This window comes from Maridesulfovibrio ferrireducens (genome assembly GCF_900101105.1).
In the GTDB taxonomy this organism is placed as follows: Bacteria; Desulfobacterota; Desulfovibrionia; order Desulfovibrionales; family Desulfovibrionaceae; genus Maridesulfovibrio; species Maridesulfovibrio ferrireducens.
In genome coordinates, this window is sequence record NZ_FNGA01000001.1 from 26,693 (window position 1) to 52,478 (window position 25,786).

15 protein-coding genes are annotated in these 25,786 nt (G+C 43.9%); 10 read left to right on the top strand and 5 right to left on the bottom strand.

Going from position 1 to position 25,786, the window contains the following annotated elements:
* Window positions 1-23: 23 nt before the first annotated feature.
* Complete coding sequence (locus tag BLT41_RS00110; RefSeq protein WP_092157094.1) at window positions 24-407, bottom strand: RidA family protein; 384 nt, start codon at window positions 405-407, stop codon at window positions 24-26.
* A 622-nt stretch (window positions 408-1,029) separates the two neighbouring features.
* On the opposite strand from BLT41_RS00110, the gene BLT41_RS00115 reads away from it, so the two are divergent.
* Window positions 1,030-3,366, top strand: coding sequence for a cache domain-containing protein (locus BLT41_RS00115; protein ID WP_244512155.1), 2,337 nt, complete (start codon window positions 1,030-1,032; stop codon window positions 3,364-3,366).
* 18 nt (window positions 3,367-3,384) lie between these two features.
* Here the strand turns inward: BLT41_RS00115 and BLT41_RS00120 are convergent, their stop codons facing one another.
* Window positions 3,385-3,792, bottom strand: coding sequence for a Gfo/Idh/MocA family oxidoreductase (locus BLT41_RS00120; protein ID WP_092157096.1), 408 nt, complete (start codon window positions 3,790-3,792; stop codon window positions 3,385-3,387).
* Between the two features lie 263 nt (window positions 3,793-4,055).
* Between BLT41_RS00120 and BLT41_RS00125 the strand changes: the two genes are divergently transcribed.
* Both BLT41_RS00125 and pbpC read left to right on the top strand, forming a co-directional pair.
* Window positions 4,056-9,455, top strand: a complete 5,400-nt coding sequence (locus BLT41_RS00125; protein WP_092157097.1) for an alpha-2-macroglobulin family protein — start codon at window positions 4,056-4,058, stop codon at window positions 9,453-9,455.
* 142 nt (window positions 9,456-9,597) lie between these two features.
* Window positions 9,598-11,916, top strand: coding sequence for a penicillin-binding protein 1C (gene pbpC, locus BLT41_RS00130; protein WP_092157098.1), 2,319 nt, complete (start codon window positions 9,598-9,600; stop codon window positions 11,914-11,916).
* A 4-nt stretch (window positions 11,917-11,920) separates the two neighbouring features.
* On the opposite strand, the gene BLT41_RS00135 is transcribed toward pbpC, so the two are convergent.
* On the bottom strand, window positions 11,921-13,513 hold the full coding sequence (locus tag BLT41_RS00135) for a SidJ-related pseudokinase (protein ID WP_092157099.1): 1,593 nt from the start codon (window positions 13,511-13,513) through the stop codon (window positions 11,921-11,923).
* A 203-nt stretch (window positions 13,514-13,716) separates the two neighbouring features.
* Between BLT41_RS00135 and BLT41_RS00140 the strand changes: the two genes are divergently transcribed.
* From BLT41_RS00140 to BLT41_RS00160, 5 genes are all read left to right on the top strand, one after another.
* Window positions 13,717-14,994: a double-cubane-cluster-containing anaerobic reductase gene (locus BLT41_RS00140; RefSeq protein WP_092157100.1), complete on the top strand. Its 1,278-nt coding sequence runs from the start codon at window positions 13,717-13,719 to the stop codon at window positions 14,992-14,994.
* Between the two features lie 69 nt (window positions 14,995-15,063).
* Entirely contained in the window at window positions 15,064-15,828 is a 765-nt protein-coding gene (locus tag BLT41_RS00145; protein ID WP_092157102.1) for an acyl-CoA dehydratase activase, read from the top strand.
* A 102-nt stretch (window positions 15,829-15,930) separates the two neighbouring features.
* Entirely contained in the window at window positions 15,931-17,433 is a 1,503-nt protein-coding gene (locus BLT41_RS00150) for a 30S ribosomal protein S1 (RefSeq protein ID WP_092157104.1), read from the top strand.
* 352 nt (window positions 17,434-17,785) lie between these two features.
* Window positions 17,786-18,511: a sulfite exporter TauE/SafE family protein gene (locus BLT41_RS00155; RefSeq protein ID WP_092157110.1), complete on the top strand. Its 726-nt coding sequence runs from the start codon at window positions 17,786-17,788 to the stop codon at window positions 18,509-18,511.
* Window positions 18,512-18,537: 26 nt separating this feature from the next.
* Window positions 18,538-19,038, top strand: coding sequence for an FxsA family protein (locus tag BLT41_RS00160; RefSeq protein WP_092157114.1), 501 nt, complete (start codon window positions 18,538-18,540; stop codon window positions 19,036-19,038).
* A gap of 90 nt (window positions 19,039-19,128) precedes the next feature.
* Here BLT41_RS00160 and BLT41_RS00165 read toward each other — a convergent pair whose 3' ends face one another.
* Both BLT41_RS00165 and BLT41_RS00170 read right to left on the bottom strand, forming a co-directional pair.
* Entirely contained in the window at window positions 19,129-19,854 is a 726-nt protein-coding gene (locus BLT41_RS00165; RefSeq protein ID WP_092157116.1) for a septal ring lytic transglycosylase RlpA family protein, read from the bottom strand.
* A gap of 92 nt (window positions 19,855-19,946) precedes the next feature.
* Entirely contained in the window at window positions 19,947-20,255 is a 309-nt protein-coding gene (locus BLT41_RS00170; protein ID WP_092157121.1) for a hypothetical protein, read from the bottom strand.
* Window positions 20,256-20,294: 39 nt separating this feature from the next.
* Between BLT41_RS00170 and rlmD the strand changes: the two genes are divergently transcribed.
* Entirely contained in the window at window positions 20,295-21,698 is a 1,404-nt protein-coding gene (gene rlmD, locus BLT41_RS00175) for a 23S rRNA (uracil(1939)-C(5))-methyltransferase RlmD (RefSeq protein WP_092157122.1), read from the top strand.
* A 108-nt stretch (window positions 21,699-21,806) separates the two neighbouring features.
* Window positions 21,807-25,775, top strand: coding sequence for a class I adenylate cyclase (locus BLT41_RS00180; RefSeq protein ID WP_244512156.1), 3,969 nt, complete (start codon window positions 21,807-21,809; stop codon window positions 25,773-25,775).
* Window positions 25,776-25,786 lie beyond the last annotated feature (11 nt).

Consider the following 25,786-nt stretch of genomic DNA (forward strand, 5'->3'; position numbering starts at 1 on the left):
TTAAGGAGTTGAGATTTTAAAAATTAGAGACTGATGATGGCTTCCATTTCAATGTCAGAACCAAGAGGAAGACCCGCAACCTGAATTGCGCTTCTGGCAGGAAATGGTGCTTTGAAATATTCGCTGTAAACAGCATTAACAGCCTGAAAATCTGCTAAATCTGTCAAAAAAACAGTTGTTTTAACTACACCGTCAGCATTACCGCCTGCGGCTTCGACAATTGCACAAAGGTTTTTAAAAACCTGATGCGCACGGTCTTCAATGCTTCCTTCAACCATTTTGCCCGTTTCGGGATTAATGGGAAGCTGTCCTGATGCAAACAACAGATTACCGGCTACAACTCCCTGAGAATAGGGACCGATAGCACCGGGGGCGTTGCTTGTTTCGATTGCTTTCTTGTTACTCATTTTTACAATTCTCCAGTTGGAATAATCATTCCATTCGGGTTTATCGACATCATGCTGACTGGCGAATGTCGACATTAGACATTTGACACTTCGTTAATTAGGTCTATGGATTCCCACCAATCTTGTCAAGCACCTAATTCAAAATTTCACAAACTATTATTAGTCTATAAAAAATAATACAATTAAATTAGATAGATAAGATATCTAAATGTCGACATTTTACGAAGAGTTTTGATTTACCAACCACAGGTCGTGAAAAAAAGCATAAGAGAAGACAAGCGCAGCAAGAGAGGTTTACATGGAAAACTACTCAAAATTAAAAGAAAAATTCTCCTGATTCACCTTCGGGGATAAGTTTTCTGTCGGTTATTAATAACTGTAGTCCCAATATTCAAATCCGTTCTTGTATCATTGAGTACAGAGTGATAACAGATTTAATTAGAAAACATTGTTTGAGAGACTACAAATTTACCCCGTCACTTGGACAACTTCCTCTTATAAACTTCAGATATAATTTTTAGTCGGTATTTTTATGAAGAGTATTGTCTCAACCCTAGCCCGCTATATATTTACATTTTGTATTTCATCAATTCTTATATTTGGTGGAATCATCTTTTATTTCATGATTTCAGATTATCATGATGAAAATATCCAGACCGAAGAAGCTCTTATGGGCAACGTCAAAACAACACTGAAAACAAAGATGAGGAGAATTGAAGACTACATAAATTTCAGTAAAAGCAAAGCCCGGACAATTGCAAAAAACTCAATCAAAGCAGAATTATTAGAAGCACATAAAGTAGCCCTTCACTTATATAAAACATATAAAAATTCCATGAAAGAAGACGAGCTAAAAGGTGTGATCATCGAGGCATTACGTTTTCTTATTCATAACAACAACAACGATCACATATTTGTATTGAGCATGGATGGAATGCAAATCATGTCATCCGACCAGCCTGAATTAGAACGAACAAATGTGCTGCCACGACTAGCCCCGGACGGACGGGCTATCATCAAAGAAACAATTGAACTCGCCAGATTACAAAAAGAAGGATTTATTGAGTTTCTTTCACGAAAACCGGATAAAACAGGGAAATCTTATCAAAAAATTACATACATAAAATACTTCGAACCCTTCAACTGGATTATCGGAGCTGGACAAAATTCAAATTCAATTAAACAAGCAACTCAGACTGAAGTTCTTAAACGGATCAGTCAGATGCACATAAATAAGGATGAATATTTTTTTGGAGCAACCTACGATGGGCTTGTCCTTCTAGGTCCGAAAAAAGGTCAAAACATTCTCAAAGTCAAAAACTCCAAGGGTGCTGAAATTACACAAAAACTAATTAGCATGGCAAAGTCGGGAGGTGGTTTCTTAAACTACACTGTTCCGTCTATAGATCCGAGTTATAATCAAGTACGAAAAATCAGCTATTGCCTGCCCGTCACTGATTGGAACTGGTACCTTGGGTCCGGATCAGACATTTCTCTGATCGAACAAAATCTCAAAGCAAAAAAAGAAGAGCTCTTTGAAAAACTTCTGCTACAAATTTCAGCGGTATGTGTACTGTTTTTTCTACTTTCACTTGCCGTTATTTTTTTTACTGAAAAATTCAAACAAGTTTTAACAAACAATTTCAATTCTTTTGAAAGTTTTTTCCGCAAAGGAACTGATTCACCAGTTAAAATTGATCAATCAAAGATAGCATTTAAAGAATTTGACCAAATGGCTGTCCTTGCCAATAAAATGATCGACAGTAGAGAAGCTGCTCGAAAAGATCTGTTAAAATCTGAAATTACTTACCGCGAAATATTCAACGCGACTAAAGACGCTATCGGCGTTCTAGACATTGAACTGCGTGTATTTATTGATATAAATCAGGCTTTTCTTGACTTCTTCGGACTTGAAAGAATGCAGGCTATCGGAATGGGCCCGGAAGCAATCAGCTTTAACACTCCTCCATATGATAATAAATATGCGATAGAATTATTCAAGAAAGCCCTGCTTGGTGAGGCCGTTCACTTCGAGTGGATGGTAAAAGACAATAACGGAGAACCATTCTGGACTGACAACCTCGCAAGGGTTGCAACCATCGGCGGAAAAAAACGGCTTCTGATTGTTATGCGAGATATTACCGAGCGTAAGAAAATGCAGGAAATTATGATCCAAACGGAGAAAATGATGTCTGTCGGGGGCCTTGCAGCAGGCATGGCTCATGAAATAAACAATCCGCTCGGCGTTATTCTTCAAGTTACCCAGAATATTATCCGCAGGACTTCACCGGAACTTCCCGGTAATAGTCCTGTAGCCGAAGAATGTGGTATAGATCTCGTCAAGCTTCAGCATTACATGGAAAAACGCGGAATAAACTATTACCTGTCAAACATTCAGGAAGCAGGAATCCGCGCGGCAACAATTATCCGATCCATGCTGGATTTCAGCCGCAAAAGTAATTCGGCTAAGGTATTGGGTAATATTGAAACAGTAATTGAAAATGCTCTGTCACTGGCCGCTAACGACTACGATCTAAAAAAACAATATGACTTCAAAAAAATTAATCTTATAAGAGAATATAATCCTCTTCCGCTCTTCAATTTCACTGAGATGGAAATCAGTCAGGTCATATTAAATCTGATAAAAAATGCTGCACAGGCTTTATCCGAAAACTACAAAACCTCAGAAATTCCAACAATCACAATTCGTACATCTATGGATAAAAATTCAGTTCGCATTGAGATCGAAGACAACGGTCCGGGACTTTCTGACAAATATTTAAAAAGGATATTTGAACCCTTCTACTCTTCCAAAGCTCCCGGAGCAGGAACCGGGCTGGGTCTATCTGTTTCATATTTCATCATTACACATAACCATGGCGGAACTATCACCGCAGACTCCAACCCCGGAGAAGGAACAAGGTTCACTGTAACCCTTCCAATCTTCACCAACCAGTGAAAGCCTTAATACAAAAAATTATTCCTGCTGAGACAAAAGCATATCTGCATATGACTGAGACTTTGTAGATCTAACTTCCGGCAAACATTCATCCTCGGAGATAAGAGCCCAGACCAGCCTTGCAAGCCTTTTCTGTGCAACCTGAGTGTAATTATTTCCCGATTCTGCCAGCTTTCTGCGCAAAATCTCAGCGACCTTTTCATCCCCGGTAAAATCAAAAATAACATCGATTTCAACACCCAGTTTAACGATGTCATCAATACAACCAACCGGAACGCCCTTCTCAAGCGCCAACCGTTTACCGGCTGTCTCAGTCAACTCGCAAACGCTTTTTATTTTAAGAGCTCCGTCATTATTTAAAACCTTCTCCAAAAAAACCGCCCCGACTCGCCCCAATCCGACAATCGCAATATTATGATTTTCCACGAGGGCCCCCTTCTGAATATTTACAAACCACTAATAACTACAAGGCAGTTATTACAATGGCGCCTAAAAACAACTATCTCATACCCTGTATTTAAGCTATTTCGCAAGTAAACTTATTAATAGTCCTCAGCACTGAACATCTCCTTTTTATTCGATAAGTAAAGTTCCATCTTACGATGACTATATAGAAAAAAAATGGCACTATGCCTCAGTCGCTGAGAACAAAGAAATAAACGCTATATATATATGATGAGGATTACCCCATGGACAGAGGACCGTCACCTTTCAGAGATAAAAAGAATATCATAATCGGAATGCTGCTGATGCTATGCATTATTCAGGCATCCGCTCTACTCAAAAACAAACATGAATCCATTTCAGAGCGAATGAGCGCAGGTGACGGGGTAATCATTACTGATGTCAGCCTCGACAGTCAGGGATACTCACAACTACTCATTGCTTTTGACAAACCCATCGGACCGCTGGGAGTTTCTGCGGCATTAATAAATCCCCCGGCACAAATTACTCCCGAAGTAAAAGGTGAATGGAGATGGATTAATCCTTATGGCCTGCGATTTAAGGCAGATCCTTCATTTGCGCCCGATACACGGTTCACAATTGAGATGCAGCCTGATAATTTACTGCTTAAAGGTCAATCGCTCACCGGAGAAACCTCTTTTTCAGTTCAAACAGGCAGTTTCTCCGTCACTGAAACCAATTTACAAGCTGAGCCAGTCCCCGGTCCGGGCAAACAGGTCAGGATCGAAGGAAATATTTCTTTCAGCAGTTATGTGAACCCTGAAAACACCCTGAAAAACATTTCCCTGACCGGACCTGACGGCAAAGATATTCCTATAAGCATCACCACCAATTATGATGACTATTATCAACGCTTTGTCAGTTCTCCGATTGAAAAAACTACCGACAAGAAAACCTATACTCTCAAAATTGCTAAAGATATGCCTGACGGTAAAGACAGCATGGTACTAGGTAAGGACTACGAAAAAAATATTGAAATCGTCTTTGACCCAGTCCTGAAATATAATGGATATAGCGGAGCAAGTACCATTTCAGGTTCAAGAGTCGAACTGGGCTTTTCAAGTCCGGTAATTCCGACACAAGGGCTGGAAATGATTTCAATTAAGCCCGATGTTTCTGTCTCAGCCTCTTCATCCGGCAAAAAATTAATCCTATCCGGCTCATTTCTGCCCGGCAAAAAATATAAAATTACTCTGAAAAAGGGACTTACCGCCGCTGACAGCGCAGTGCTTGAAGAAGAAGTCATTGCAGAAGTAAATATTCCAGACATCACACCTTTTGCTGACTTCACTGCCAACGGGATGTTCCTGTCAGAATCCGGATACAAAACTCTGGGTGTTGAAACAGTAAACGCCAAACATGTTGATGTAGAAGTCGACCGGGTTTTCCCCAACAACTTATTTTCGTTGTTCACCCATTACGGATACATGGCCTTTGATTCAACAACCTACGGCGGCGGAATATCTCCTGCTCTCGGTAATAAAATTTTCTCCGGCAGAATTGATGTTAAAGGCAAGCCGAATAAAAAAACAATCACTCCACTATCCCTGCAAAGCTTTATAGCTGAAGGCGGAAAGGGGTTATACAGAGTCAGTGCCGGGATTCCCCGCCAAGGACAAAAAGCCCAGCGCTGGGTAATGATCACAGACCTCGGAATTGTGGCGAAACAAGGCGAAGATGAAACACTGTTCTGGGTATCTTCAATTTCGAATCTTAAACCGGTCCTCGACGCGAAAGTGCAGGTTATAAGCGACCGGAATCAGGTGATGGCAACCGGAACCACCAGTAAACGCGGCATGCTCATCATCAAAAAGGATGCTTTCCGCCGCGATGTAGGCAATCCCTACATGGTTATTGTAACACTCAAAAATGATATGACTTTTCTACTTTTAGACCGCTTTGCTACAGACATGGCGGGACTTGATGTAGCAGGACAAAGACTTTCTCCGAAAGGTTTCACCGCTTTTTCATACGGCGAAAGAAATCTGTACCGCCCCGGTGAAACCGTTAAAGGCGTGGCAGTTATAAGAAATGAAAAGCTTGCGCCCTCAAGCAAAATGCCCGTTGTTCTGGTTTACACAGATCAGCGCGGAAGAGAGCTTTTCCGTAAAACAGCCTCCACTGATAGTCAGGGCATGGTTGAATTTAAAAGAGAAATTCCGGATTACTCACCAACCGGACATTTCTCTGTAAAAATTCTGGCAGGCAACGAAAATATCGGCAACTATCGTTACTCGGTTGAAGATTTTATGCCGGACAGAATCGCGGCTGAAATAATCACATCCAAGACCCCATCTCCGGGTGAAAATCTAGGATTTGAAGTTGAGGGCAGATATCTTTTCGGACCTCCGGCAGAGAATCTTCCGGTAACAGCGCGAGTATCTCTTGAACCGTCTGAATTCAAACCCGACGGATACAAACAGTTCCGTTTCAACACGGATTCAAGCTCCTTTAAGCCGCGCGAAATCATGGTTTCCGATGAGAAACTTGATGAAACAGGCAAATATTCTTTCTCCGTCCTTATCCCTGAAAACTTAAAATCAGACTCAGCCTTACAGGCGAGGGTCACCGCAAGAATCAGTGAAACAGGCGGACGCGGAGTTACGGCAACAAAAACTGAACCCGTTAATATTTCTAAATTCTATCCCGGTTTAAAAACACTCACCAAACAAGGATATGAGCAAAACGAAAAGGTCAAACTAGACTACGTGACGCTTACTCCGGCAGGCGAGAAAACCGTAGCCGCCAAGCTGATCATGACTCTTTATAGAGATCGCTGGCAAACTATCATCCGTACCACTCCGTCCGGCGGTTTCAAATATGTTACCGAACGCGATCCGCAATTGATTGAAACACGCAAAATATCACCTTCGAAAGCGTTAGGATCATTTAAAGTGACTCCCTCCGAATTCGGAAGCTATCGCGTGATACTCAGCGATCCCGAGTCCGGTGTTTCCGCACAGGCAAACTTTTTCTGCGGAGGATGGGGTTATTCTCCATGGGCGCTGGAAAACCCTTCACGGCTGGATATAATCCCGACCCGAAAAGGCGATTACAAAGCCGGAGAAACAGCAAAATTCCAGATACGCACACCGTTCTCAGGGCGTATGCTTATTACTATTGAAGATCGCTCTGTCCGCTGGATGAAAACTCTGACTATAAAAGGAAACACAGCAACCATATCCGTTCCGGTTCAAAAAGGATTAAGCCCTAACGCATATGTCACTGCTACCTTGATCAGGTCTATCAATGATATCGAACCGGGAGCATCCGCACGCGCGGTGGGGGCTGTGCCTATTTTCGTAAACAGGCAGTCGAACAGACTTCCAGTATCCATAGATTCCCCTGAAACGACCCGTCCTGAAAAGACGGTTACATTTAAAGTGAAAACCACTCCCGGAGCAAAACTGACCATTGCGGCAGTAGACGAAGGGATACTCAGACTTACCGGACAAAAAACTCCTAATCCTTTTAACTACTTCTACGCAAAAAGAGCGCTCGGAGTCAGATGGTCGGACACTTTCGGAATGCTCATGCCCGATTCAGGTCCGATCAACAATTCTCCCGCAGGTGGTGGCGCGGCTCTTGCCATGATGAAACAATTTGCAGGTAGTGGGTCGATTAGAAGAGTTAAGCCTGTGACATTCTGGTCCGGCGTAATCACAGCCGATAAGAACGGAAACGCGTCTTTTGACGTTGAAATTCCAAGCTTCAATGGAGCCTTAAGAATCATGGCTGTTGTTACCGACGGTAAAAAATTCGGTTCTTCATCGAACCTGATGACAGTTCGCTCACCGCTCATGGTGACACCGACTCTGCCTAGGTTCCTTGCTCCTGACGAAATCTTCGATATTCCGGTAAGTGTCCGCAACGACACTCCTGCTGACGGCAATTTCACTGTCGCTGTAAAATCATCCGGCGCTTTCCAGACTGAAATGAGTTTTGAACCATTGATAGTAATCAAAGACAGACAAAGCACTGCCTTCTTCAAAACACAAACAGGCAAAGATATAGGTAAAGCAACCTTTACCGTCACAGCAGAAGGCAACAAAGAAAAAGCCGAAGAAACAATTGATATGAATATACGTCCTGCCCTGCCAGTTCAACGCAGCAGTGAATCAGGATTTTTAAAAGACAAGGAAACTTCATTTCCCGCTGAATTTGAAGGGATGATGAATTCAACCATAAGCCGAACTCTGACCATCGGTAATCAGCCCATGATCCGCATGGCAGGAAAACTGGATTATCTCCTTCGCTACCCTTATTCCTGTACTGAACAAATAGTATCAGGGGCTTTCCCTCTGCTGAAATTACCCGAACTGGCCCGTGAACTTTCACCCGAAAGTTTTGATAAAAATTCTCCGCAATACATGGTGCAGTCCTCGCTCAGCAGACTTTCCATGATGCAGACCGGAGACGGCGGCTTTTCCATGTGGCCCGACGGACGCAAGGCTGAGAAATGGACCTCTGTTTACGCACTTCATTTCCTCTACGAAGCCGGGATTTCCGGTTATCAGGTAGATACTCTGCTGTTAAACTCAGCACTGGGCTACGTTTCAAATGTAGCAGGAAATATAAAAGATAACGCATCATTCAGATTACCCAGCTATGCACTCTATGTTCTGGCAAGATGCGGTAAGCCTATGCACGGCCCCATGAATTATTTACGTGAACAAAAAACCGACAAACTCGATGAACTTTCACTGACCCTGCTCGGCGGAGCTTTTGCCGCAACAGGCGACATGAAAGCATACACACAGCTTTTATCAACCAGACCTGCTCCGATTTCAAAAACTGACAAAGACAATGTTTTCAGTTCCGAAACACGCGATCTCGCACTTGAAACACTTGTCCGCATGGCGTCAGACAAAACAGACGATTCCATACCCAAAATGATTCAAAAGCTGTCCGACCTCATGGCTGACAACAAAAAAGATGTTACGCAGGACAACGCACTGGGTTTCATGGCGTTAGGTTCATTCTTCGGTCAGACAAAGGCTGAGCCCATCCCTTCAGGACGGATTATGAGCAACGGCAAAGAGCTTGCCAAATTCGACAGCAACTCAACCACAGTTGTGACGGTTCACGGTGACGCTTCGCTCTCAATTGAACTGAATTCCGCGCCGACAGCGGGAACAGCCGTATGGACCATAAATTCACGCGCAGTGCCCCTAGTCACCAACTGGAAGCCTTTTTCACACGGACTGGAAATCAAACACGAATTCCTGACCCGCGAAGGCGAACCTTTAAATCCCGAAGAAATCAAACAGGGACAGCTCGTAGCAATGCGAACCGTTGTAACAAGCACAGGCAAAGCCGTATCAAATGCGGTTATTCAATGCTTGCTTCCGTCCGGTCTTGAGCCTGAAAACACCAAGCTTGCCACACGCGAAGATCTACCTTGGATAGAAAAAGGTAATGTTCGTCCCGACCACGTTGACATCAGAGACGACAGAGTGCTCGTGTTCACCGATATTCCTAAAAAAGGTAAAGTCGAACAAGTAACCTTACTAAGGGCCGTGACTCGTGGAGAATTTAAAATCCCTCCGGCACAGGTCGAAGCTATGTATGATCCTGAAGTGGCTGGTGCTACCGATATCGGGGAAATGGTAATTGGGAAATAGAAAGAAGAAGAAGAATGATGCCTCCGGCGGCTTAAACCCTTTTGGAAAAGGGTTTAAGAATCCCAAAACTTTTTATTAGTTTAGGGATTTGATGAACTTGATAAATTAGGCGTTGTAACTAAAGTCTTTGGTTGGCGATAAGTTGAACAGACATAAAAAATTAATGATTATTCTTGGCGGCATTGCTTTTTGCTTTGCCGCCTTTTTTGCTTTGGATATAATTTTTCCTTTCCCTGAGCATAAACTCCATCCCGCAACCGCTACGGTTGTTTATGATCGGGATCATAAACCCCTGCGTATTTTTCTGCCTTCGGACGGAGCGCGGCGGATGCACACGGACATTTCAACAATTTCACCGGTTTTGATACGCTCGCTCATCGCTTCGGAAGATGGACTCTTTAAATATCATCCGGGCGTTAATCCAATCTCAGCTCTGCGAGCGGCGGTTTCTAATATAAAAGAAGGACGCATTGTTTCCGGCGCATCTACTATCCCCATGCAGATTGCACGTATGGCGGAACCGAAATCACGTACAATGTCGTCCAAACTGACAGAATCGTTCAGAGCAATACAGCTTAAATTACATCACTCAAACGATGAACTTCTCGAAATATATCTGAACATGCTTCCTTATGGAGGTAATATCGAAGGAGTTGCGGCAGCCTCGCATTTCTACTTCGGACATGATCCATCTACTCTTTCACTTGCACAATCGGCATTACTAACCACTCTACCCCGTGGACCTGCTTATTATGATCCAATCAGACATCCTGAACAGTCTAAACAGGGCCGTAATCATGTAATGGATCAACTGGAAAAGCACGGTGTTTTCCCCACCGCAGAAGTTGAACGAAATAAAAAAGTTCCTCTTCCAACCGCAATACGCCCCGTACCACTTAAAGCACCTCACTTTTGCCGCATGGCGCTTGAGCGGAGCGGTTCAACACCTGAAATCATCACGACTTTAGATTACGTTTTGCAACAGACTGCGGAGGAACGGCTTAAAAATCATGTTTCCCGTTTACGCAATGATGATATCGACAACGCCGCGTGTGTCATCATTCATATTCCCACACGGGAGATTCGCGCGCTGGTCGGTTCCGCTGATTTTCTCGAAAAAGGTTACGGCGGCGCGATTAATCTAGCTAAAACCAAACGCTCGCCCGGTTCGACTCTCAAACCTTTTCTTTATGCACTGGCAATGGATAAGGGACTTATGGCACCCGCTTCATTTTTATATGATATACCTGTAGATTATTCGGGCTATTCCCCTGAAAATTATAACCAGACATGGAGCGGACAGGTTGAAATGCGTGACGCGCTGGCCCGTTCACTTAATGTTCCGGCAGTAAAAACATTAGCCCGAACAGGCGTTCCTGATTTTATAGACCTGCTCAGAAAAGGCGGGCTGACCACCTTAAATAAAAATCCGATGGAATACGGGTTACCGCTGGCCCTCGGCGGGTGCGAAGTAAAACTCACGGAACTGACAAATTTATATGCCAGCCTAGCTGATAGCGGAAAATATCGTCCTTTCAAAATCACGCCATCTACAAATGACATAAGTTCACAATTGTTTTCACCCGAAGCATCATGGATTACGCTCCAAATGCTTTCAAAAGTATCAAGACCGGAAATGAACGATACATGGATGCTGACAAACGACATGCCGGAAGCGGGATGGAAAACAGGGACATCCTTCGGGCATAGAGATGCGTGGGCATTGGGTATTTCCGGTGATTACGCAATAGGAGTGTGGGTGGGAAATCCTGACGGCAGACCGCGCAAAGGGATATCAGGAGCTTCCCATGCGGGACCGCTGCTTTTTGATTTGCTACGCGCAGCATCCCCCGGCGGTAAACTTCCGCATCAGCCTGATGGAGCAGGAATAACCGAAATAAAAGTCTGCGCCCACAGTCATCAATTGCCCGGTCCTTTCTGTACAGAAAGAATCACCATGCAGACCCTGTCCGGTAAAACACAGCTTACCCCCTGCAAATATTGCAGACAGATTTTCATAGATCCCAAAAGCGGATTCCGTCTTTCCGGTGAATGTTTAGACCGTAAAAAGCTTGAAAGAAAAATTATCAGAACACTTCCGGCTCAACTTGCCAGATGGCGGGCTGAAAACAACATGGAAGTACCGATCCTTCCGCCTCTTGCACCCGACTGTGATTTAATTCCAGCAGGTAATGCGCCGAGAATTATTTCACCGGCCTCAACCACCCCCTATCTATTAAGAAAGGGAACGCCTCTAAAATATCAGCAGATTGGACTGAAAGCGAATGCAGAAGCCGACAGCGGAACGCTGCACTGGTTTCTAGACGGAAGGCTGGTAAATAAAGGCAAGTTCAATCAAAAACTTTTCACAGAAGCTAAAGCGGGAAAACATAAAATATCCGTAACGGATTCACTGGGCCGGACCGATTCTGTTTTATTTGAAGTGCGGGGCGGGAAATAACTCCTTACACAACACCAAGCCTAGCACCAACCCACCTACTACCAAGCGACTTGGCAGCAATGCAACACCCTGCCGCCATTGCTGACCATTCTATTATTTCGGGCAATGATATAGCCCCGTTGAAATCACCTAGATGCGGCCCTGTTACCAGTGGAATATCAGCCTCACCTTTCGTAATTATTGCAACTTTCTCAGGTGCCAGTCCATATTTCAGCAGATAATCACGAAACTCTTGATCTTCCAGTATGTCTTGATCAACAACCCGCATGACCTCGAACATATGCTGATCGACACCCATTTCATCAATCATGCACTTTACGAGTTTAGCAGGATGCAAATCAATTTCGTGCTGAAATTCTATTCCCGTAAAACCTCTATAATACTCTTCGAAACAGGACATCACTGCTTTTTCGAAAAATTCAGGATCAAAAAGGGCACGCGCATCGACAGGCTTATCATTTTCATCCAACCCGCAAAGCTCGGGATTCTGCGCCCTGAACCAGCTCCCGATAACCAGCAATATACTCATAAAATGGGCGCCGACGGCCCTGTAAAATTTATCTGAGCCGGGTTTCATAACTTGCAGATGTTCAAAATCGCGTAGCCCTGAACGACCGAAATTCGGGAATCGACAGGAATCAAGCCAACGATCAAGCCGCCCGAATCTATGCCACTGGTATACGCCTTCGTCTGTGCGGCGTATGGCCTGAACTCTGTTGTGAAACAACGGAATGGGAGCGTCGTGTACAATTCCTCTGCCTGCGAGCCAGCCCAATATATATGAATTGCGGAACATTATTTCTAAAAAATCCTGCTGTCCCGTGCGCCTGCCCTCCCTGTCATCGTTAGGGTATACAAAATAATCGCTGTGAGCATGATAGGCCATTGCATAGCCTTCTTTGTGCAGATTAGCAGGGCCGTTTTCCGGCAGATCCGTAATCTTAAAGACGATCTGACCCGAAACAGAAAATGGACGGGGACAATCAAAGCGCACTGAGCAGGACTGCGCATCATCAAAAAGCTTTTCCATCCATTTACCTTCAAGATGAAGACCGTCAGGAAATTCTCCCGCACGCGCAATTTTGACTGCAAAAATTTGGTTATCACCCGCAGATTCCATCACAGCGCTGCGACCTGAAAATACGGGCTCGCCGGTAACTTCTCCGGCTTTCAGCAGCTCATTCCATGATATAGACGGAGATCTGCCTGAAAATTTAGCTGGAGATTCTGGAAGAACAAGTTCAAACGGCAACACGCCAAGTCCGCCGGAAGCTTCTATTGAGGCATGTTCGGAACAGGTACTTGCTGCCTGAACTTGAAGACTGAGCGCCTGTGAAGAAAGTTCTGAATCTGTGCAGGAAGCACCCACAGCCGCAAGGGCTTTGGAGCACTCTCTATATAAAAGGCGTGACATGGTCTGACCTGAATATCTCTGCTCGACAATCACATCCCATACAGCTTTTATTATTTCATAGTCGGCGCTGTCAGGACTCTTTTGAAGAATTCCTCTCAAATTTCTCAGATCCATATAAGCAGCGCAAAACTCCCTTTCAGGAATTAAACCGCGAGCATAAGCCGTTGCTTCCGCTTTCTTCAATTGCACCCTCTTTGGTTAATATGCGGCAGAAGTATATGAATAAACATATTAAGGCTAGCAAACGACCTTCACAGTTATTGGCCTGACAAATAGCAAATCGCGTCAAAGATTATTTAAATCAATTTGTCCTATTCTCATAACTCCTTTATTTCGAATGATTATATCAAATTGAAATTTAAACAATTTTCACGGGGGAACCAACCATGTCAGAATCAGCTTACAAAGAAATGTGGGAAAATCTGAACCTTGATGTCGCGGCCCATGAAGGGTTGCTTGAAGTACTTGGTAAATTCTACGGTGACATTTATATGAGCCAGCAAGGCCGCCTACAGGGCATGGAATACCTCGACTTCGTACTTTCGGAAGTGCATGGCCTCCGCATTAAGGAACTGATGGATGCCAAAGCTGAAGGCAAAAAAATCATCGGCACCTTCTGCGTGTTTGTCCCCGAAGAACTTTCTCTCGCGGTTGAAGCTGTTCAGGTCGGGCTTTGCGCCGGAGCGGATGCTGGAACTGAAGCCGCCGAAACAGTCGTCCCCCGTAACACCTGCGCACTGATCAAGTCTTTCATCGGTTTCAAAATGGCGAAAATCTGTCCTTACACCGAATCATGCGACCTTATCATCGGTGAAACAACCTGTGACGGAAAGAAAAAAGCATACGAAGCTTTCGGCGAAATGGCTCCCATGCATATTATGGAAGTGCCGCAGCGCAAAGAAGCAAGTGACAGAGTTTTATGGAAATCTGAAGTTCTGCGTTTGAAAGATGAACTTGAAAAACTTACAGGCAAAACCGTCACGGCTGAATCCCTTAAAAAGGGTATCAAAATTGTTAACGAGAAAAGACGCGCTCTGCAAAGGCTCAACAAACTGCGTGCTGCTAAGCCTACACCTATTTCGGGCCGTGATGTTCTGCTCATTAATCAAGTCAGCTTTTACGATGATCCAATTCGTTTTACTGCGTCCATCAACTCCCTGTGTGATCAGATTGACGAGCGCATTGCAAAGAACGAAGGCATCGTCCCTGAAAATACTCCCAGACTTATGCTTTCAGGCTGCCCGATGGCTGTCCCCAACTGGAAACTTCCTTACATTATAGAAAGCTCCGGCGCAGTCGTTGTTGCAGAGGAATCCTGCATCGGAACACGCAACAGCCGAGATCTTGTTGATGAATCAGGCGAAACAGTTGAAGAAATGATTGATGCGATATGCGATCGTTATATGAAAATCGACTGTGCCTGTTTCACCCCCAACAACGAACGCATGGAAAACATTAAAGAGCTTGCCAAAGAGGCAGGCGTAGACGGTGTTATTCATTATTCACTCATGTTCTGCCAGCCCTACACTCATGAAGCATTCAAAGTAGAAAAGGCTCTTGCAGAAAAGGATGTGCCCATGCTCGCAATCGAAACAGATTACAGCATGGAAGATGTGGAACAGCTCAAAACAAGAGTTGAAGCCTTTGTGGAAATGATTTCCTAATATTATTCTAGGTACTGAATAAACAGAGGGGTGATTTACCACCCCTCTATATAAATAGATGAGAAAAAAATGATTGCTGGAATTGATATAGGCTCACGGTCAATGGAATTAGTTCTGCTTGATAAAAATGGAATAGTGCTTGAACGCAAGTTGCCCACAACTTTCGATCCTGCCTCACAATTAAAAATAATTCTGGACGGAGTCAAAGCGGATCTGATTTCCGCAACCGGCTACGGCAGAAAACTTGTCACCGAAGAAATATGCGGAGCACCTTGCGTATCTCTGACTGAAATAAAAGCTTACGCACTCGGCATTTCATACCTTTTTCCTGAAGCACGAACCATCCTCGATATAGGCGGACAGGACACTAAAGCAATCTCACTTATGAAAAACGGCAAAGTTGCCAAATTTGAAATGAATGATCGCTGCGCAGCCGGAACAGGAAAATTTCTTGAACATCTGGCAACTGTCTTTCAACTCCCCATTGAAGAGTTCGGAAATTACGCTCTCGGGGGAACCGAACCGCTCACAATAAACAGCATGTGCACCGTTTTTGCGGAGACAGAAGCAACCTCACTTATGGCTCAAGGTAAAAATCCTCGTGATATTGCTCTTGGTTTACATGCTTCCATTGTGCGCCGCACAACAAATATGCTGCACAGGGTGGGACTGTCTGAACCCTTTGTTTTTGCAGGAGGAGTTGCCAACAACCCTTGTGTTATCAACATGTTAACAGACGCACTCAACATTAAACCGCTGATTCCGGAAGGCCCGGATATGGTCGGAGCACTCGGTTCTGCGCTCTACGGAAAGTCCTTAACTGAAATATCTTGAATAAATCGTTTGAAAAATGCTTCCATTACCGTTAGGTTCCCAATGTTCGCGGCACTAAAAAACACATCTGTCGCGATGACTTTCCCCCCAGGAGTACAGAGAATGTCCGAGCAAAACTTGGAAGCAAATGGCGAAGAAAACTTTGCCGAACTTTTTGAAGCTTTTCAGTCAGAATCAAACGACAACCTTCAAGTCGGTGATCTAGTTAAAGGAACTGTAATTTCAATCACTAAGGATTCCGTGTTTATAGACACCGGATCCAAAGTCGATGGAATAGTTAACCGTGACGAGCTCCTCGATCCCGAAGGCGAACTGACTGTTAAAGACGGAGACTCCGTAGAACTCTACGTAATCTCCATCGACAGCAATGGAATCAGCCTATCCAAAGCCATGTCCGGCGCAGGCGGCCTGAATATGCTTCGTGAAGCATACGAAAGCGGCGTTCCGGTAGAAGGTAAGGTTACAGAAACCTGCAAAGGCGGTTTCAGAGTTAGCATGATGCACCGCAAGGTGTTCTGCCCCGTCAGCCAGATTGACGCAACTTTCGTGGAAACCCCCGAAGATTACGTGGGTGATACACACAACTTTAAGGTCATCAAGTTTGAGGAAGGCGGTCGCAACGTAGTTGTTTCCCGCAGAGCTCTTCTTGAAGTTGAACAGGAAAAATTCCGCGAGAAATTTGTCGCGGAAGTTGAGCCTGGAACAGTTCTTGAGGGTAAAGTTACCAAACTCATGGCCTTCGGCGCATTTGTGGAACTTGTTCCCGGTGTGGAAGGAATGGTTCACGTTTCAGAACTTAGCTGGTCACGTTCTGCTAAGCCTGAAGATGTAGTTCAGCCCGGTGATGAAATCACTGTCAGAATCCTTTCCATTGAACCTCGCAAAGACGGCAAAGGACTTAAAATCGGTCTTTCTCTCAAGCAGCTTCAGGCTGATCCTTGGGACGAAGTCGGTGACAAGTTTAAAGCCGGCGACAAAATTACCGGAACAGTTGCCCGTTGCGCTGACTTCGGTGTATTTGTTGAAATCGCTCCCGGTATCGAAGGTCTCGTTCATATCTCTGAAATGAGTTATACCAAACGCGTCCACAAGCCAGGTGATGAAGTCACTCCCGGACAGGAAGTTTCTGTCATGATCAAAGATCTTGACCCAGTCAAACGCCGTATTGCTCTCAGCATGAAAGATGCTGAAGGTGATCCATGGCTTGACGCGGCTGATTCTTTCAAAGTCGGAACAGAAGTAGAAGGCGTTGTTGAAAACAAAGCTGAATTCGGAATTTTCGTGAGCCTTGCTCCCGGCATAACCGGACTTCTACCAATGTCACGCATCTCCCGTTCAGAAAGGAAAAGTGAACTGGAAGCACTGACTCCCGGCCAAAAAGTTAAACTTCTCATTGAAGAACTTAACTTAGCTGATCGCAAGGTAACCCTGAACGCAGGTGATCCTAAAGAAGATATCGACTGGAAGAAGTACGCAAAACCTGCTGCTTCTAAAAAGTCAGCTTCCCGTAAATCCGAGCCTAAAGTCACCACTTCCGGTGATTCCAGCGGATTCGGCGGACTTCTTGGAATGAAACTCCAAGAAGCTATGAAGAACAAGAAATAATATTCAGGGCCGGATTCTTTACGGAATCCGGCCTTGTCTTCAAGCTTAATCATTATGAACACAAATGAAACAGTCATCTGCTGGGCCGATTGCTGAGCCGGCTTCATAGAGACGAGTTCTCGTCTTCAAGATCTCAAATCGGGCACAACGCTTTCTGTTGAAATCTCTTCAGACCAACGGAAACGAATCGATATTATCGCAAAGGTAAAACATGCCGAAGTGATAACAGAAACACCCCTTCGTGAAGATAGAACGCTTTTAGTCCTACTCAAAAATTAATCCCTGAAATATTCCGCAAGACTTTTAATTAACAGCAATTTCGCTGACCTTTTTGCCCCCCCCTGATATCAACATGACACCTTTTATAGCAGTACCATTAATACTTCTAAGTTCAGGCTTTTTGCAAGGTTTAACCGGCTTCGGTTCAGCGCTTATTGCAATGCCGCTTCTTGCTTTTATCATCGACATTAAAACGGCTGTTGCCGTCTGCACTCTCTGCGGGGTTACCATCACCCTCAGAATGTGTCTCAACTTACGCTCAAGCCTTGACCTTAAAAAGATTATGCCCCTGATTATAGGCAGTGTACCCGGGTCAATTTTCGGAACTCTCGTCCTCAAAGAATTGGACGGTCATATTATAACATTATTTCTCGGAATCCTTGTGTCGGGCTACGCAACATATTCCCTTTTCGTCAAACCTGTTGCCCTGAAATTAAAACCCGCATGGGGACTTCTTGCAGGCTTTTTAACAGGATCTATAACCGCCGCAATCAGTGCCGGCGGACCACCGACTTTAATTTATTCCTCCCTTATGGGCTGGAAAAAGAATGAGCTAAAAGCCACGCTGTCCGGTTTTTTTCTGGCAGCAGCGGTAATGGGAGCAACAGGACATCTGTTAAGCGGGTTGACCACCCAGTATGTCCTCAAACTATTTCTCGCTTCCATTATTCCTGTTCAACTGGGAGTTTACCTTGGCCACACTCTTTCAGGAAAGGTTTCTGAAGGATTATATAAAAGAATGGTCATGATTCTGCTTGTCTTCATGGGAATCATGCTTATTTTTCAAAGCACCGGATAAGATTTTAAAGCACGGAGAAAAAATTAATGCTTGGCAAACTATTTTTAGCCTTTGTTATTATTCCGATCTTTGATTTATACCTATTAGTACAGATAGGTTCAGAAATCGGCACACTTAACACCGTTATGCTGGTTCTGCTCACAGCTTTCATCGGAGCATCACTCGCCCGTTCGCAAGGCATGTCTACAATGCAGAAAGTACGCGAAAGCATGGATCAAGGGATCATGCCCGCCGAAGAAATTCTCGATGCAGTCATCATATTTGCAGCAGGACTTGTTCTGCTAACTCCCGGATTTATCACCGATGCACTCGGTCTTCTCTTACTCTTCCCGCCCACACGCGGATTTTTTAAACGCTGGTTGCGCATCCAGATGGAAGAATGGAAGAAAAGACCTAATGTCCACATGACCTACCATCAGACAGAGTTCAAAGCTTGGACTAATCAAGACCAAAACTCACAAAAAATCGATAATGTAATCGACATTGAAACCAATAATCCGAACGATAAAGATACTCCTCTTCAATAAAAACAGACATCACACAAAAAAACCCGCGCTCGATAATTTCGAACGCGGGTTTTTACTTTTTTAATTCCCTTAAAATATAAAACTTAAATTCTACTCCTGAATCACATCCGCGAGTACAAATGATCCGGGAAAACCGGCCCCTATTTTCAAAGAGGCTTTACGCGCACTGGCGAGAGTTTTGTACATTCCCAACTGAACCTTGAATATTTGAGCAGTGTCAGTCACAACCCTTACAAGTCTGGCATTATTAAAACCGGCCTTTCCGAGTCGTTCAATCAATCTATCAGCATTTTCTTTAATCTTATATGCTCCAACCTGAATATAAAAAGCACCATAAAGTTTTGTAACTACAGGCGCAGCGACAATTTCTTTTTTCACTTCCGGGCGGTAAGGCTCAATACGGACATTAGCCTTGCCTGCATCGATAAATCCGAGCTTCTCCGCTGCTGCGCGGGAAAGATCTATAATCCGGTCCGGCACAAACGGACCTCTGTCATTAATAGTTACGGCAACACTTTTACCGGAACCAAGATTTGTAACAGTAACTTTTACACCAAGTGGCAGATAATTATGGGCTGCGGTCAGCTTTTCCATATCATAAGGTTCACCGCTGGCAGTTACTTTTCCCTGAAATTTTTCTCCATACCATGAGGCAACGCCCTCTTCGGTATAGTCAGCGGGAATAACCTGAGCAGGAGCTTCATCTATAATAGAAGTTGAATTCCCCTCAGTACCGTTCTCAGCCTGCTCTGCAGCAAATGCAGCGGATGCAAAAATAAAAAGCATAAGCAGCATTAATAAAAATCGTTTAAACATAAAAATCTCCCGCCGTATGATATGTAGAACTCCGGTTACAGCACTGTACCTTTATTCAGAATACGCCGTTTTTGCAAGTAGATATCGATAATTCATAACTTCTTCATCTCACGTTCACGCATAGAATCATCATATTCACCGAGTTCATACATTCTTATTTTATTACTACGGGGAAATTCACGCTTAAAGAGAGTTTTCAATAGCTTGCGCACCTCTTTCAACTTTACATTATGCTCAATCGTTTCATAACCGTCTTCAAATATAGTGAAGTCCTCACTCTGATAGTGTATAATGAGCAAAGAACGGTTGCGTTTGTATGTTCGCAGGTCTATGCAGTGCCCTACAGGAAGCTTTTTTAACTTCCGCAGCACCGACTCGAGAGCGGTTGCTTTATCAATCATGAGCCGGAATATATAGCGGCTCAAGGAGAACTGTCAAATATGACTAATGAAAACAATGCCCTTGCAAAGGGCAGTACTATAGAAATTGAGATTGAGTCTTTAGCGTTCGGAGGACAGGGTATTGCTCGCCATGAAGGATTGACAATTTTTGTGGACAACGCAGTACCTGGACAGGTTTTGAGTTGCGAAATTACTAAGCTCAAAAAAAGATTTGCCTTCGCAAAACGTCTTGAAGTTGTCACTCACTCCAAAGAAGAAGCTACACCTTTTTGTGAACACTTCGGAACTTGCGGCGGCTGCCTGCATCAGGACATTGATTACAAGTCGCAGACATACTGGAAAGGACGCCAAGTCAGCGATACTCTAGCCAGAATCGGTAAGATTTCACAAGAAACCGAAGGTATGGGTAAAGATACTCTGGGTTCGCCTCTTGAAACAGGCTACCGCAATAGAATGAATTTTTCTTTTCAGGGATACGGAGACGAGCTGACCGTAGGCTTTAAAAAACGCGGTTCTGAAACAGAAGTAGTCAGTGTCGGCACATGCCCTTTGCTACCGGAATCCTGCAAAAATATTCCTGCTATGGTTCAGTCATACTGCTCAAAAAGCAAGTACGGAACATATAGACATGGTAAAGGCGGATACTGGCGCAAACTGGTTGTCAGAGTTTCACACGAAAGCGGTAAGATCATGATTCACGTCATTACCGCACCTTCAAAAACTCACAGCGCTATTAAAGGACTCGAAGAACTTCTGTTCGCCGAAATTCCAGATCTTAAAACCTTTGCGCATTCTACTCGCATCGGCAGACCTGACATCGCAGCAGGCGAACGCCTTATTTCCCTCAAGGGAGAACCGTTCATCACCGAAACTCTGAAAAAATCCGACGGCACTCCTGTCAGCTATAAAATCAGCCCTAACGCATTCTTCCAGACCAATTCAGCCGGAGCGGAAGTCCTTTTCCAGAACTGTCTTGATATGGCTGCCCCCGCTGCAAGCGACGTGGTCTACGACCTTTTCTGCGGATCAGGCGGAATCGGAATGTTTATGGCAAGTTCGGTTAAAAAAGTTATCGGTTTCGAACTTTCTAAGGAAACCGTTCTTTCTGCCAGAGAAAACGCCGAACTGAATAAAATCGAAAACTGCCAGTACATCACAGCAAATCTTGCAGATAAAGACGGAATTCCCGTGGAACTGCCAAAGCCGGACGTTATTGTATTAGATCCGCCTAGAAGCGGAGTTCCAGCACCGACTCTTGCGAGAATACTGTCTATGGCTCCTGAAAAAATTATTTACGTTTCCTGCAACCCATCCACTCTTGCCCGTGATGCGGAAAGACTGGAAGGAAAATACACACTTACAAAATTCAGCTCTGTAGATATGTTCCCGCATACAGCACACATAGAATGTATTGCTTTGTTGACTAGACACGACAAAAGCTGACACGATTCAAAAAACTAGCAAGGGGTGAGGGGCTTTCCTTACATTCTTTAAAACCAATGAATATATCCTCACGGAACTCTGAGTAATCTCAGGGTTCCGTGATTATTAATGCTTATGTCCGAACCGGTAAAACATGACACTCTGCTCCGGGAATTACGACGCTTTAATCTTTACCCGCCGGAAGAAAGACAACTTTTCGATTTGCGGTCCAAGGTTGAATCGAGATTTCTGGTGCCCGACAGAATTTTCAATCCTCAGCAAACAGCAAGATTTGCAGTACTCCTTTACGGCCTTGCTCTTAAATCGTTAGAAGCTGAAACTTCTTCAACGGTTTCCTCACCCTCTGCATATAAAACAGAAGACTCTGCAGTCGACATATGTCTGGACGCCCTTTCCAATCTGGACCTTTTCGGTCGTACTCTTGCGGCTGAAATACTTTCCTGCAAACTCATGCCTCTTTCAAAAGTGAAAGAATGGTTCAATCGGCAAACCGAAACATCTCATATTGCAGTTGCCGACAGAATGCTTGCTCTGAGTCATGACCTGCCTCAAGAAAGGAAAAAACTAGCTCAAGCTATTATCTCTAAAGTTTCCGATTTTGACCCTGAAGAGGCTGTTACTTTTTTCAAAAAGAATGGAACCCATAAAGGACAGCTGACCTTTTTCACTCTGGAAAAGTTCATGTCCGGCAACTACGGTTCTAAGTGCCGCAAAGAGCTTACACAACCGGAATCTCTGGAACAGATCAGCTTTTATTCTGGAACCGTCCCTTCATATCCAGACAATGAACTGGTTACAGATGTGGCTCTTCACCTGCGCACCATGGACCCGCTGATCATGGAAAAAGTTCTTTGCGCCATAAACAGACTTGCCGAGTCGATTGACAACAATCTTTTAAAAGAAATCATGCCGCTTGCTGAATCTCCGACTCTGTCTCTCGGTAAAGCAGCCATGAATATTATCGCAAAATTCGGGTGCAGAAAAAGCGGACCTATCTTCGCCCAGCTTTTCAACAACGCACCCAAAATAAGAGCGGAAATAATCAACAGACTGCCCAGATTGGACAGCGATAATTTTGCTAAATTTATGACGGGTATTTCTCCCCATTTTCATGCCCCTGTAATTTCAGCCTTGTTCTCCACTCTATGTGAAGAAGACCCGCACTGCTTCGGTCAGAACGTATCAGCAATGATGAAAGGTTCGCGCGGTAAAAATAATAAAGCTCTCAGTGCAATAATTGCAGAAGCCATCAGAATAGATACTCCTAAAGATCCAGCTAAACCGGCATCTCCCGTAGGAAGACCTGTTCCCGGAGTGGATTTTGTCAAGCTGGGTGCACCAATTGTCTTAAATATTGAAAAAAAACAGGCTGCCAAAGGATTTAAAAGAATTTTCGGCAAAGAAATCGAAGAATCTGACGCTTCACCTGATATATATGTAGACGCGCAAATTTCAAACCAGCGGTTGCACAAACTTAATCGCTGGAAGAGCCTTTCAAAAAATCTGACCTTTCAATCTTCCACCTTCAATGCCTCTGACTTAAGAGCATCCACGATGGAAAAATGTAAATTTGTCGGATGCAATTTTGAATCAACCTCTTTTGCTGATGCTATACTGATAGAATGTGAATTTAAAAACTGTTCCTTCTCCGGCTGCTCATTCAACAATTCCATGTTGTACGATACTACCTTCAAAAAATGCAGCATCAAAACAACCCACTTTGATTCTGCAACATTCTTCTTGTGTTCAATCAACCAGAATGATTTTTCAGCAGTGACTATCGCCGGAGCTTTTTTATGCAGAACACAGATCAAATCATGTACATTCGACATTTCTGATTTTAGAGAAACAGTTTTTTTCCGGGGAGTTGTGAACGGGGTAACCATCAAAGACAGCGATTTTGAAAAAACCTTTTTCAACAACACTGAAATAAAAAACATTTCATTATCCAACTGTTCTACCGGAAAATGCCAGGCCGTTAACATTTTAACGGATGCTCCAGCCATGCTGACCGCCATGGAAAGAACTCTCGGTGCACGTCTGGCTGAAAGAGAGCGGCTAAAGAAAAAACCGGCTGGATTAAGTAAACTTGAAGAATCTGCCCGTGATCTCATTTTTAAGGCCATAAAAAGATGGTTTGCGGTAAAAGATATCAACCGCAATTATGAAAAATTTGCAGAAAACAACGAACGACGTACAAGCTGGGCTGAAGAAAAATTAACCGATAAAGCAAAAATTTTCTTTAAAATACTGCCCGTTCTGCTGCATACCGATATATTTGAAAAAGCGCTTAAATTAGAAGCGGAATCTGTCCCTTCAAAAATTTCAGGGTATACTCCTTCACCTGAGACGACTTCTATTCTCACGGACCTTTTCCCTGAGATTAAACCAGAAGAGAATCCTGAAAACTTTGTACCGATTGAAACCATACTGACAATAGGAAGTATTGGAACAATCGCTCAAACGGTATCATCGGATCTCGATTGCTGGGTATGTTGCGACTTCTCGCTAAACTCATCAGTAAGCAGAGATCGCTTAAAATATAAGCTGGGCCTTATTGAAGAATGGGCCATGCGAGAATTTTCAGTTGAAGTTCATTTCTTCCTGATGGATGTGCAGGAAGTACGTGATAACAATTTCGGGATAAGTGATGCGGAAAGTTCAGGCTCCGCACAAGGGGCTATTCTCAAAGAAGAATTCTATCGCTCCGCTCTGCTCATAGCGGGCAAGCCGCCTCTTTGGTGGTTCTCCCCCGTTGAGGCTACCGACAAAATTTATCAAACAGTTAAGAAACGGGTCGCGGTTCTGAAAGGGCAAAATTTTGCTGTGGATCTCGGCAATGTGCCTCGTATCCCCGGCGAAGAATTTTTCGGAGCATCTCTGTGGCAGATTGTAAAAGGAGTTAAAAGTCCTTTCAAATCCATTATGAAATTCGGTCTGCTTGAACGATATACTTCGGGAACCAGAGCACCTCTGCTATGCGAAACAATTAAGAAAAACATTCTCGAAGGACAGCGTGAACTGATTCGCGTTGACCCTTACATGTTGATGTACCGGGAACTTGCTGTTTTTTACAACAGGCAGGGGGAATTCGAAAACGGATGGCTGACAGGAATGGCTTTACGGCTTAAATGCGGTCTGCTCGGAGAGAAATACACAAATAAAACTCCTGAACGGCCGGAAGAAAAAGATCTGATCGAATTTACAGAAAATATTTCCAGACAAAGTATTGATTCTGACAAGCAAGACTTTGTGGACCTTACTGATTTTAAATCTGTACTCACTCTCGGTGAAAAAATTAACCTTTTCATGATCAATACGTATCAGAAAATCAGGAAAGAACAGAACAGGTTTGCCGGGGTTTCCATCACGCCCGAAGACCTCACAAAACTCGGCCGGAAAATTGCTGCGAACTATACACAACGCCAATTCAAAATTAACAGGCTTTGTCTGCCTGGCCCTAAAACTCACTTTTTCAAAAGTATTCTAGCCTCTCGCCCTAATCCTAAAAAATGGGTTTTAAATGGAGAATATCCTGATGAATCAGGTGCTAGGAATATTTTCACTGAAATTAAATCCAGTCCTAAACTCCCCTCCATACTTGCTTGGCTGGTGCTGAACGGACTATACGACAGCAGTATAAAAATAAAGACAGATCTCAGTTCATCTCCTGTAAGGGACCGCGATATCAGAAAATTATTTACAGATATTAAAAAGTTCTTTCCCCCGAAGTCCATATTCGACACTCCTATTGAGGAAACTCTTAATCCTGAACGCATGTTAAAAGCTTTTTTTATTGTTAATTTATCTATCCCCAGAGAAACGAATGCGGTTAAAGAAGTTTGCCTTTTATACAATACAAACTGGGGAGAAGTTTTCTGCAAACCTCTGAAAATAAACCGCAAATTAGTCGAATCTCCTGCGGCATACCTCCTGAGCGAAATGAAAGACATTTGCTCCACGCAACCGGAGATGCAGCAATATGTTCCGCAAAATTCCGCGTGCCCGTTTTTAAAAATTCCAGTCGGTTCTAAACGTGCTGTTATCAAACCTGAAGACTACGTTAAAACCAATTAATCTGACTCATT

Coding starts and splice junctions, on each gene's coding strand:
- BLT41_RS00110 (WP_092157094.1), bottom strand. CDS start 407: ATGAGTAACAAGAAAGCAATCGAAACAAGCAACGCCCCCGGTGCTATC.
- BLT41_RS00115 (WP_244512155.1), top strand. CDS start 1,030: ATGATTTCAGATTATCATGATGAAAATATCCAGACCGAAGAAGCTCTT.
- BLT41_RS00125 (WP_092157097.1), top strand. CDS start 4,056: ATGGACAGAGGACCGTCACCTTTCAGAGATAAAAAGAATATCATAATC.
- BLT41_RS00140 (WP_092157100.1), top strand. CDS start 13,717: ATGTCAGAATCAGCTTACAAAGAAATGTGGGAAAATCTGAACCTTGAT.
- BLT41_RS00145 (WP_092157102.1), top strand. CDS start 15,064: ATGATTGCTGGAATTGATATAGGCTCACGGTCAATGGAATTAGTTCTG.
- BLT41_RS00150 (WP_092157104.1), top strand. CDS start 15,931: ATGTCCGAGCAAAACTTGGAAGCAAATGGCGAAGAAAACTTTGCCGAA.
- BLT41_RS00155 (WP_092157110.1), top strand. CDS start 17,786: ATGACACCTTTTATAGCAGTACCATTAATACTTCTAAGTTCAGGCTTT.
- BLT41_RS00160 (WP_092157114.1), top strand. CDS start 18,538: ATGCTTGGCAAACTATTTTTAGCCTTTGTTATTATTCCGATCTTTGAT.
- BLT41_RS00165 (WP_092157116.1), bottom strand. CDS start 19,854: ATGTTTAAACGATTTTTATTAATGCTGCTTATGCTTTTTATTTTTGCA.
- BLT41_RS00170 (WP_092157121.1), bottom strand. CDS start 20,255: ATGATTGATAAAGCAACCGCTCTCGAGTCGGTGCTGCGGAAGTTAAAA.
- rlmD (WP_092157122.1), top strand. CDS start 20,295: ATGACTAATGAAAACAATGCCCTTGCAAAGGGCAGTACTATAGAAATT.
- BLT41_RS00180 (WP_244512156.1), top strand. CDS start 21,807: ATGCTTATGTCCGAACCGGTAAAACATGACACTCTGCTCCGGGAATTA.